The sequence below is a fragment of the Amaricoccus sp. genome, assembly GCF_036846665.1.
In the GTDB taxonomy this organism is placed as follows: Bacteria; Pseudomonadota; Alphaproteobacteria; order Rhodobacterales; family Rhodobacteraceae; genus Amaricoccus.
Genome location: NZ_DAIUBO010000138.1, coordinates 1 through 10,138 on the forward strand (window position 1 = coordinate 1; position 10,138 = coordinate 10,138).

Below are 10,138 nucleotides of genomic sequence, written 5' to 3' on the forward strand. Positions count from 1 at the left end.
CGACATCACCGGCCTCAGCGCGGGGGAGCCCGACTCCCCCACGCCGCCGACCGGCCGCGCCGCGGCGAGCGGCGCCGTCGAGGGGGGCGGGCCCCGCCACACCGCGCCCGCCGGCACCCCCGAGCTGCGCGCCGCCATCGCCGCGAAGTTCGCGCGCGAGAACGGCCTCGACTATGCGCCGGCCGAGGTGATGGTCTCCACCGGCGGCAAGCAGGTGCTCTTCAACGCGCTGATGGCGACGCTCGACCCCGGCGACGAGGTCATCGTGCCCGCCCCCTATTGGGTCAGCTACCCCGACATGGTGCGCCTCGCGGGCGGCACGCCGGTGATCCTGCCCGCCGGTCTCGAATCGGGCTTCAGGATCACGCCCCACGCCCTCGCGGCCGCGATAACGCCGCGCACCAAGTGGCTGATCTTCAACTCGCCCTCCAATCCGACCGGCGCCGGCTACGGCCGCGACGCGCTGCGCGCGCTCACCGAGGTCCTCATGGCGCACCCGCAGGTCTGGGTGCTCTCGGACGACATCTACGAGCACATCGCCTATCCGCCGTTCCGCTTCTGCACCCCAGCGGAGGTCGAGCCCGGCCTGCGCGAGCGGACCCTGACGGTCAACGGCGTCTCCAAGGCCTATGCCATGACCGGCTGGCGCATCGGCTATGCCGGCGGGCCGCGCCGCCTCATCGACGCCATGACGACGATCCAGTCGCAATCCACCACCAACGCCTGCTCGATCAGCCAATGGGCGGCATTGGAGGCCCTGACCGGCGATCAGGGATACATCGCCGAGGCCCGCGCCGCCTTCCTGCGGCGCCGCGATCTCGTGGTCGGGCTGCTCGACGCCATTCCCGGCATCGACTGCCCGGTGCCGGAGGGCGCCTTCTACGTCTATCCCTCGATCCGCGGCCTGATCGGCAAGCGTACGGCCGACGGCCGGATCATCGCGAGGGACGCCGATTTCGCCGCCGCCCTGCTCGAGGCCACGGGGGTGGCGACCGTCTTCGGCGCCGCCTTCGGCGTCTCGCCCAATTTCCGTGTCAGCTACGCGGCTTCCGACGCGACCCTCACCGAAGCCTGCCACCGGATCGAGGCCTTCTGCCGCACCCTGACCTGACCCCGGACCTTCTCATACCAGCGGCCCTCGTCGTCGCCTCTCATCCCTGACGCGCCAGGGTCCCCGGCCCGATCGACCGGTGTCGATCGGGTCGTGGCCGTATCCCTATCCCGAGGCTCGGCCTCGGTCCGCAGCGTCAGTCAGACGGAAGGGTGGTTGGTACGACAGATCCGCGCACGGCGGCCTGCCCCCGGCGGAGGCGACAGGCGCTCCCCTCCCACCGACGAACCGGCGCGCGGCAATGCCGCGCTGGCGCCGGTTCGGGGTGGCCGCAGTCCCGGGTTCCTGTCAGTTCGACGAGCCGGTCGCCGGCGCCGTGGTGGTGCCTTCCGGCTCCTCGCCCGTGGCCTCGTCCACGAGATCCTGCACCTCGCTCTCCACATCGGCGGCCGCATCGCCGGCCGCCTCGCCGGCGGATTCCACGGCCCCCTCGGTGGCTTCGGCGGCGTCGCCGGCAGCCTCGCCCACGGCATCCGCCGCATCGCCGGCCGCCTCGGTCGCGGAATCCACGGCATCCGATGCGGCATCCGCGGCATCACCGGCCGCCTCGCCGGCGGCATCCGCCGCGTCCTGCACGGCCTCGGTGGCCTCCCCGGCGGCGTCGGTCGCCGCGTCAGTGGCATCCGCCTCGGTCGCAGCGGGAGCGGGGGCTTCCGTCACCTCCGGCGTGCCCGAGCCCATGAACATGTAGACCCCCAGGGCGACCACCAAGACGGCAAGAATGATCAGAATGCGCTGCATGTACTTCTCCCATGTTTCCGAATGCCGCACGGTCGGCCCCGCGCCTCCCCACACATGGGGCAATCCCGGGGGCCGGGCAACCCGTCTCGCGGCCCCGAGGGGCAAAAGCCGCCGACGCGCGGCCGTCTTCCCTTGAGCCGCAGTCTGGACTATGATCGGCCGAGACCGGGGCTTCGCTCCGGTCGTTTTTTGGACCAACGATCAGAAGGAAGAAACGGCCATAGCCCGCAGACCGCACAGCGCGCCGCCGACGCGCGACACCGGACCCCGCGTGAACGATCGCATTCGCGCCCCCGAAATTCGACTGATCGGCGCAGGAGGCGAGAACATCGGCCTCATCTCGCCGGACAAGGCGATGATCCTCGCCGAGGAGGCGGGCCTCGACCTGGTCGAGATCTCGCCGAACGCCACGCCGCCCGTCGCCAAGATCATGGATTTCGGCAAGTTCAAGTACGAACAGCAGAAGAAGGAATCCGAGGCGCGCAAGAAGCAGAAGATCATCGAGATCAAGGAAATCAAGTTCCGCCCGAACACCGACACCCACGATTACGACGTCAAGATGCGCTCGGTGATGAAGTTCCTCGAGGGCGGCGACAAGGTCAAGGTGACGCTGCGGTTCCGCGGCCGCGAGATGGCCCATGCGGAGCTCGGCCGCAAGCTGCTCGAACGGGTCGCCGAGGACGTGACCGATCTCGGCAAGATCGAGGCCATCCCGCGGCTGGAAGGCCGGCAGATGGTCATGATGATCAATCCGGTCAAGCACTGAATCCCGGCGCGCGGACGCCCCCCGACCGGGTCCGTCCGCCTGCCGCTCCGCATCCCATTGGCGCGGCATGAAAGACCGATCCCTCCGCTCCCGCGCCGTGACGCTCCCGGCCCGGGCGCTCATCGCCCTGGCGCGGCACCTGCCCTACCGGCTGCGGCTGGCGCTCGGCTCGGCGCTGCTGCGCGGCGCGGTCGCGCTCGTCCCGCGGCTGCGCTCCCGGGTGGAGAACAACCTCCGCCTGATCTTCCCCGAGATGCCCGCCGGGGAACGCCGGCGCATCCGCCGGGCGATGGCGGATAATTTCGGCCGCACCTTCACCGAGATCCTGAGCAATCCGAGCTTCCACGGCCGGGGATACTGGATCGCCCCGGAGCCCGGCCCCGGCACCGAGGCGATCCTGCGCGCCGCGCGCGAGGGCAGCGGCGCCGTGCTGGTGACCGGCCATTTCGGGCAATGGGAGGCCGGCCGCGCCTGGATGAAATCGAGCGGCATCGCCTGCGCCGGCGTCTATCGTCCGCTGGACGAGCCCGAGCTCAACGCGATCTATCTCGAGAACCTCGAGTTCGGCGGCACGCCGATCTTTCCCAAGAGCCGGCGCGGCGTGCGCGGCATCGTCGCCCATGTGGCCCGGGGCGGGATCGTGGCGATCCTGACCGACCAGTTCGAGCGCCGCGGCGCGACCCTCGACTTCATCGGCCATCCCGCGCCGACCGCGCTCGTGCCGGCCGAGCTCGCCTTCCGCTCGAAGCTGCCGCTGGTGCCGATCTACGGCATCCGCCAGCCCGACGGCCTGCATGTCCGGGTCGTCGTCGAGCCGCCCATCCCGCATTCGACCGTCCCGGAGATGATGCAGGCGGTCAACGACAGCCTCGCCGCCCGGGTCCGCGCCCATCCCGGCCAGTATTACTGGCTGCACCGTCGCTGGGTGAAGAGCTTCGCCCCGCCGCGCTGAAGCTGCCGGCGGTCGCCCCCCGCTCCGTCAACCCTCATCCCTCCTGGCGCCGGGGTGTCCCCAGCCCGATCGACCGGTGGCGATCGGGCCGCGCTGGCCCTGCCGGGGGCCGGCGCGCTTCGCGCACCGTCCAGGGCCGAAGCGCCCCGATCCTCAACCGACCGTTAAGCTGCACCTCCCTCGCCCTGCGGCGCGCGCCTTCGGGCGACCGGACCGGGCGACGCGCCACCGGCGCCTCGCCTTATCGGTCCGGGGTATGCGGCGCGGGCCGCGCGGGGCGCGGCCTTCTCCCCGGCCCCTGGGCTCCGCCACGGGGAACGGAGGCCGGTCCGGCGCCCCCCGTCAGGGCAGGCTCGCCGCCGAATAGACCTGGCCGCCGCGGCTGCCCTGCACGATCACGGCGACCGGTTCGTCCCCGGTCAGCCGATAGGCCAGATCCACCGGCTCGTGCCCGTCCCAGCGCGCGATCGTGTCCCATTCCGTGACGATATTGGTGTAGTCGATCGTCCGCCCGGCGTTCTCCCCGGCCTCGATCGCCACCTCGCTCGAGGGCATGTAGCGCACCACATGCACATCCGCCGCCCCCACCGGCACCCCGTTCGGCGTGAGCCGGATGTTCAGCAGGTCGTCCTCCAGATCCACGTCGAGATCGACCGCCGCCGGCAGGGCCTGATGGGCGGCGATGCTGCGCACGATGCGCACCGCATCATGGCCCACCAGCCTATCGTTGCCCTGAACCACCATCTGCGGCGTGTAGAACCGCCGGCTGTGCGCCGCCTTGGCATAGGCCTTCTGCCGCGCGGTGAAGGCGGGGCTGCCGAAGGAATCCTGCCAGCCGAGGTAATCCCAGTAATCCACATGGAGCGCGAGCGCGATCACCCCCGGCTCCTCGGCGAGATCGCGGAAGAGCGCATCCGCGGGCGGACAGGACGAGCAGCCCTGGCTGGTGAAGAGCTCGATCACCACCGGCGAGGTCTGGGCGCGGCCCAACTGCGGCAGCAGCAGCGACAGGAGGACGACGGCGAGCGGGACAAGGCGCATCTGGCACATCCGGGATCTGGCCCGTCAGAGGTAGACGGGCCCGCGCCGCGACGCCAGTCAAGCCTTCGCGAGCGCGCCGCTCCGTGAACGACCCTGGGCGGTGCGGCCCGGCGGCCGCACCGCGCGATTCAGGCCACCTTCGCCAGGTTGCGCAGCACGTAATGCAGCACCCCGCCGTTCTCGACGTATTCGATCTCCACCGCCGTATCGATCCGGCAGCGCAGCGCGATCTCGCGCGCCGTGCCGTCGGCCCCGACGATGCGGCAGGGCACTTCGGACAGGGGCTTCAGATCGCCCGCCAGGCCGCTGATCGATATGGTCTCGTCGCCCTTCAGCCCCAGCGACTTGCGATTGTCGCCGCCGGTGAACTCGAAGGGAATCACCCCCATGCCCACCAGGTTGGAACGGTGGATACGCTCGAAGCTCTCGGCGATCACGGCCTTGACGCCGAGCAGCGCCGTGCCCTTGGCCGCCCAGTCGCGCGAGGAGCCGGTGCCGTATTCCTTGCCCGCGATCACCACCAGCGGCACGCCCTTCGCCTGCCAGGCCATGGCCGCGTCGTAGATCGAGGCCTGCATGCCGTCCGGCCCGAGGGTATAGCCGCCCTCGACGCCTTCCAGCATCTCGTTGCGGATGCGGATATTGGCGAAGGTGCCGCGCATCATCACCTCGTGATTGCCGCGGCGCGAGCCGTAGGAATTGAACTCGCTGACCGGCACCTGCCGCTCCTGCAGATAGGCGCCCGCCGGATGCACCGGCTTGAAGGAGCCCGCGGGCGAGATGTGGTCGGTGGTGACCGAATCGCCGAGCAGCGCCAGGATGCGCGCGCCCGCGATGTCGCTGATCACGCCGGGCTCGCGCCCCATGCCGCGGAAATAGGGCGGGTTCTGCACATAGGTCGAGCCGGTGGGCCAGGAATAGGTCTCGCTCTCCTCGACCGAGACCGCCTGCCATTTCTCGTCGCCCTTGAAGACATCGGCGTATTTCGACCGGAAGGATTCCCGCGTCACCGTGCGCTCGACGATCTCGGCGACCTCCCGGGCGCTCGGCCAGATGTCCTTGAGATAGACGTCCCTTCCGTCGGGCGTCTGCGCCAGCGGCTCGGTCGCGATGTCGATGTTCATGTCGCCCGCCAGCGCATAGGCCACCACCAGCGGCGGCGAGGCGAGGTAGTTCGCCCGCGTGTCGGGGTTCACCCGCCCCTCGAAGTTGCGGTTGCCCGAGAGCACCGAGGCCGCCACCAGGTCGCCCTCGTGGATCGCCTTGGAGATCTCCTCCGGCAGCGGCCCCGAATTGCCGATGCAGGTGGTGCAGCCATAGCCCACGAGGTTGAAGCCGATGGCGTCGAGATCCTCCTGCAGGCCCGCGGCCTCGAGATAATCGGTGACCACCTGGCTGCCCGGCGCCAGCGAGGTCTTGACCCAGGGCTTGCGCGTGATCCCCAGTTCCCGCGCCTTGCGCGCCACCAGCCCGGCGCCGACCATCACATAGGGGTTCGAGGTATTGGTGCAGGAGGTGATCGCCGCGATCACCACCGAGCCGTCGCCGATGTCGTAATCCGCCCCCGCGACGGGATGGCGCCTGCGGGGATCGACCAGGTCGAGCTCGACCACCGCGCCACCCTCCGAGGCCATGGCCTTCGAGCCGTTCGACATGTCGACGCCGCGGTAATCCGCCACGACCTTGAGGAAGGCCGGCGCCGCATCCGCCAGCGCCACCCGGTCCTGCGGCCGCTTCGGCCCGGCGAGCGAGGGCTCCACCGCGCCCATGTCGAGCTCGAGCGTGTCGGTATAGACAGGATCGTAATCCGCCCCGCGCCAGAATCCGTTGGCCTTGGCATAGGCCTCGACGAGCGCGATGCGCTCGTCCTCGCGCCCCGAGACCCGCAGATAGCGCAGCGTCTCGTCGTCGATGGGGAAGAAGCCGCAGGTGGCGCCGTATTCGGGGGCCATGTTGGCGATGGTCGCGCGGTCCGCCAACGGCAGATGGTCGAGGCCCGCCCCGTAGAATTCCACGAACTTGTTCACCACGCCCTTCTTGCGCAGCATCTGGGTAACGGTGAGCACCAGGTCGGTGGCGGTCACCCCCTCCCGGAGCGCCCCGGTCAGCCTGAAGCCCACCACCTCGGGGATCAGCATCGAGATCGGCTGGCCGAGCATCGCCGCCTCCGCCTCGATGCCGCCCACGCCCCAGCCGAGGATGGCGAGGCCGTTGACCATTGTGGTATGGCTGTCGGTGCCCACCAGCGTGTCGGGATAGGCGACCTCCGCCCCGGAGGGATCCTTGTCGGTCCAGACCGTCTGGCCGAGATATTCCAGGTTCACCTGGTGGCAGATGCCGGTGCCCGGCGGCACCACGCGGAAATTGGCGAAGGCGCCCTGCCCCCATTTCAGGAATTCGTAGCGCTCGCCGTTGCGTTCGTATTCGCGGTCGACGTTCATCCGGAAGGCACGCGGATTGCCGAATTCGTCCACCATCACCGAATGGTCGATGACGAGATCGACCGGATTGAGCGGGTTGATCTTCTGCGGGTCGCCCCCCAGCGCCACCATCGCGTCGCGCATCGCCGCGAGATCGACCACCGCCGGCACCCCAGTGAAATCCTGCATCAGCACCCGCGCCGGCCGATAGGCGATCTCGCGCGGGTTGCGCCCGCCCTTCTCGGCCCATTCGGCGAAGGCCCGGATGTCGTCCTGGGTCACGGTCTTGCCGTCCTCGAAGCGCAGCATGTTCTCGAGCACGACCTTGAGCGCCGCCGGCAAGCGGCTGAAATCGCCCAGGCCGGCCGCCCCCGCCGCCTCGATGGAATAATAGGCGTAGCGCGCGCCGCCCACCGTCAACTCGCGGCGTGTCTTGGCTGAATCGGTTCCCACGAAAACAGTCATCGTCCCCTCCGGTTGCGCAATCATGACGGTGAAGTGCTCCTGCTATGCCGCAATTCCGCCGCGCTCGCAAGGTGCGGCGGGGCAAAAAGAATACCGTCGCATACAATTTTTGCCCCCGCCCCGGCCGCCCTTCCCCCGCGCCGGGGCTTGGGCTATGCGGGCGCATGGGACTTCTGGTCGAGGGCCTCAGCTGCAACCGCGCCGGGCGTCCGGTCCTCGAAGGCATCGCCCTGGAGGTTCCCGACGGCGGCTGCCTGACGCTGCGCGGCCCGAACGGCGCCGGCAAGTCCACGCTTCTGCGCGTGCTGGCTGGGCTGCTGCCGGCGACCTCCGGCACCATCGCGCTCGACGGGATCCGGCTCGACCGGGACCGCGACCTCTACGGCGAGCGCCTCGCCTATGCCGGCCATCTCGACGCGATCAAGCCCCAGCTCAGCGTCGCCGAGAACCTCGCCTTCTGGGCCGCGCTCCACGGGAGCGGCGGCACCGCCGCGGCGCTCGACGCCTTGGACCTCGCCGCCATCGCCGAGCGCCCCGCCCATGTCTGCTCGGCGGGCCAGAAGCGCCGGCTGGGCCTCGCCCGGCTGCTGGTCGCGCCCCGGCGGCTCTGGCTGCTCGACGAGCCGACGGTCTCGCTCGACGCCGATGCCGTCGCCCGGCTCCTGGCGGTGCTGCGCGAGCATCTCTCCGGCGGCGGGATGGCGGTGATCGCCACCCATGCCGATCTCGGCCTGCCCGAGCAGCGGGTGCTGCGCCTCGCGCCGCTCGCCGCCCGCGCCGCCGCCCGCCACACCGGGCCCTTCCTCGCGGGCGACTGGGCATGAGCGCCGGCGCCGCCGTCCTCGGCCGCGAGCTGCGCCTCGCCCTGCGCTCCGGCGGCGGCGCGGGGCTCGGCCTCGCCTTCTTCCTGATCACCGTGCTGCTGATGCCCTTCGGCGTCGGGCCGGAGCCGGAGAAGCTCGCCACGGTGGCCGTGGGCACGCTCTGGATCGCCGCGCTGCTCGCCTGCCTGCTCTCGCTCGACCGGCTGTTCCAGGCCGACCAGGAGGACGGCACCCTCGACATCCTCGCCCTCTCGCCGCTGCCGCTCGAGACGCTGGTGGCGCTGAAGGCCGCCGCCCACTGGCTCTCCACCGGCCTGCCATTGGTCGCCGCCGCGCCGCTGCTCGGCATCACCCTCAACCTGCCCGCCCCGGCCTTTCCCTGGCTGGTCGCGAGCCTCGCGATCGGCACGCCGGGCCTGAGCTTCCTCGGCGCCATCGGCGCGGCGCTCACCATCGGCATCCGCCGCGGCGGGCTCCTGCTCTCGCTGCTGGTGCTGCCGCTCTACATCCCCAGCCTGATCTTCGGCGCCAGCGCCGCCACCGCCGCCGCCGAGGGCCGCGACCCCGGCCCCGCCATGCTGCTCCTCGCCGGCCTGACGCTCGCCATCGTGGCACTCGCCCCCTTCGTCGGCGCCGCCGCGATCCGGCTGAACCTGCGCTGACCCTCCCTTGAATCGCCGCCGCCGCCGGGACTAGATACCGCCCATGTCGCTCTGGAGATACGCCAACCCGGCCGAGTTCATGCGCGTCTCCGGCAGGGTGCTGCCGGTGCTCTGGGCGCTCACCGCGGCCTGCCTCGCCATCGGCCTCGGCTGGGGCTTCTTCATCGCGCCCGACGATTACCAGCAGGGCGCGACGGTCAAGATCCTCTTCATCCACGTGCCCGCCGCGCTGATGGCGATCAACGCCTGGCTGATGATGCTGGTGACCTCGCTCATCTGGCTGGTGCGCCGGCACCACGTCTCGGCACTCGCCGCGCGCGCCGCCGCCCCGGTCGGGGCCACCATGACGGTGATCGCGCTCCTGACCGGCGCGATCTGGGGCCAGCCGATGTGGGGCACCTGGTGGGCCTGGGATCCGCGGCTGACCTCCTTCTTCATCCTCTTCGTCTTCTACCTCGGCTACATAGCCCTCTGGGAGGCGGTCGACGAGCCCGACAAGGCCGCCGATCTCACCTCCGTGCTCTGCCTCGTGGGATCGGTCTTCGCGCTCCTGTCGCGCTACGCCGTCTTCTTCTGGAGCCAGGGGCTGCATCAGGGTCCGTCGCTCTCGCTCGACCGCACCGAGAACGTCGACAACGCCTTCTACTGGCCGCTCCTCGTCTCCATCGCCGGCTTCGTGCTGCTCTTCCTGAGCCTCGTGCTGCTCAGGACCCGCACCGAGATCCGCGCCCGGCGGCTCCGGGCCCTCCAGGAGGTCGAGGCGCGCGCATGATGCCCGATCTCGACCGCTACGCCGGAACCGTGCTCGGCGCCTATGGCGTCACGCTCCTGCTGCTGGCGCTCCTGATCCTCGTCTCGCTGCGCCGCGCGGCGCGGGTGAAGCGCGCGCTCGCCCGCATCGAGGCGCAGGCCAAGCGGAGGTCCCATGGCAAGGCCTAGCTTCAACCTCCTGATGTTGCTGCCGCCGCTGCTCTTCGCCGTCTTCGCGGGCCTCGCCTGGTTCGCGCTCACCCGCGAGAATCCCGACGAACTGCCCTCCGCGCTGATCGGCCGCCCGGCGCCCTCGCTCGCGGCCACCACCGCCCTGCGCGACGATCCCGCGCCCACGGACGCCGACCTGCGCGCGCCCGGCGTGAAGCTCGTCCACTTCTGGGCG

The 10,138-nt window shown here is 70.7% G+C and carries 10 protein-coding genes and 1 pseudogene; 8 read left to right on the plus strand and 3 right to left on the minus strand.

What is annotated here, in order from left to right; translation table 11 throughout:
- Positions 1-1,111, plus strand: a 1,111-nt coding sequence (locus V7050_RS13445) for a pyridoxal phosphate-dependent aminotransferase (protein WP_324410668.1), incomplete at its 5' end; no start/stop codon positions are given.
- Positions 1,112-1,399: 288 nt separating this feature from the next.
- Here V7050_RS13445 and V7050_RS13450 read toward each other — a convergent pair.
- Entirely contained in the window at positions 1,400-1,852 is a 453-nt protein-coding gene (locus V7050_RS13450) for a hypothetical protein (protein WP_324368492.1), read from the minus strand.
- Between the two features lie 271 nt (positions 1,853-2,123).
- On the opposite strand from V7050_RS13450, the gene infC reads away from it, so the two are divergent.
- The gene (infC, locus tag V7050_RS13455; protein WP_324374971.1) at positions 2,124-2,618 is read left to right on the plus strand and encodes a translation initiation factor IF-3; all 495 of its coding nucleotides are present in this window, start codon (positions 2,124-2,126) and stop codon (positions 2,616-2,618) included.
- A 67-nt stretch (positions 2,619-2,685) separates the two neighbouring features.
- Positions 2,686-3,570, plus strand: coding sequence for a lysophospholipid acyltransferase family protein (locus tag V7050_RS13460; protein WP_324374969.1), 885 nt, complete (start codon positions 2,686-2,688; stop codon positions 3,568-3,570).
- 342 nt (positions 3,571-3,912) lie between these two features.
- On the opposite strand, the gene V7050_RS13465 is transcribed toward V7050_RS13460, so the two are convergent.
- The gene (locus V7050_RS13465) at positions 3,913-4,611 is read right to left on the minus strand and encodes a DUF1223 domain-containing protein (RefSeq protein WP_324374967.1); all 699 of its coding nucleotides are present in this window, start codon (positions 4,609-4,611) and stop codon (positions 3,913-3,915) included.
- Positions 4,612-4,739: 128 nt separating this feature from the next.
- Entirely contained in the window at positions 4,740-7,496 is a 2,757-nt protein-coding gene (acnA, locus tag V7050_RS13470; RefSeq protein WP_324374965.1) for an aconitate hydratase AcnA, read from the minus strand.
- A 164-nt stretch (positions 7,497-7,660) separates the two neighbouring features.
- Between acnA and ccmA the strand changes: the two genes are divergently transcribed.
- The 5 genes and pseudogenes from ccmA to V7050_RS13495 form a co-directional block, all read left to right on the plus strand.
- Positions 7,661-8,320, plus strand: a complete 660-nt coding sequence (ccmA, locus tag V7050_RS13475; RefSeq protein ID WP_324369887.1) for a heme ABC exporter ATP-binding protein CcmA — start codon at positions 7,661-7,663, stop codon at positions 8,318-8,320.
- Positions 8,317-8,982, plus strand: a complete 666-nt coding sequence (ccmB, locus tag V7050_RS13480) for a heme exporter protein CcmB (RefSeq protein WP_324369889.1) — start codon at positions 8,317-8,319, stop codon at positions 8,980-8,982. Before ccmA ends, ccmB begins: the two co-directional genes overlap by 4 nt.
- Positions 8,983-9,025: 43 nt before the next feature.
- Positions 9,026-9,754 carry a heme ABC transporter permease gene (locus V7050_RS13485; RefSeq protein WP_324369891.1) on the plus strand — a complete coding sequence of 243 codons (729 nt, stop codon included), beginning with the start codon at positions 9,026-9,028 and terminating at the stop codon, positions 9,752-9,754.
- Positions 9,751-9,921: a heme exporter protein CcmD gene (gene ccmD / locus V7050_RS13490; RefSeq protein WP_324369893.1), complete on the plus strand. Its 171-nt coding sequence runs from the start codon at positions 9,751-9,753 to the stop codon at positions 9,919-9,921. Before V7050_RS13485 ends, ccmD begins: the two co-directional genes overlap by 4 nt.
- Positions 9,908-10,138, plus strand: a pseudogene (locus tag V7050_RS13495) (DsbE family thiol:disulfide interchange protein); the annotation flags it as partial. The gene ccmD and the pseudogene V7050_RS13495, both read left to right, overlap by 14 nt.